Annotated in this window: 1 protein-coding gene; it reads right to left on the bottom strand. The window is 72.2% G+C overall.

Annotated features, from left to right (window positions below; genetic code table 11):
• The coding region (locus tag ACLF6P_RS30100) for an MDR/zinc-dependent alcohol dehydrogenase-like family protein (RefSeq protein ID WP_415954598.1) at nt 1-241 on the bottom strand (241 nt) is incomplete at both ends.

Here is a 241-nt window from a genome sequence, read left to right as displayed (position 1 = left end):
ACCGCGGCCGTGCCCACACCACCCGTCGCCGCATGCACCAACACCGACTCACCCGCAGTGAGGCCTCCGAGATCCACGAGGCCGTAGTACGCGGTGAGGAACACCGCCGGCACCGCCGCGGCCTGGGCGTAGCTCCAGCCCTCGGGGATGGGGGCGAGAGTACGGTGGTCGGTGACGGCCTCGGGACCGAAGGAGCCGGAGAACAGGCCCATCACCCGGTCGCCGGGCCGCAGTCCCGTCA

This window comes from Streptomyces lothianensis (genome assembly GCF_047779955.1).
GTDB lineage: Bacteria > Actinomycetota > Actinomycetes > Streptomycetales > Streptomycetaceae > Streptomyces.
Note: the sequence above shows the minus strand (reverse complement) of the source record. Positions and strands in the feature narration are given on the sequence as shown.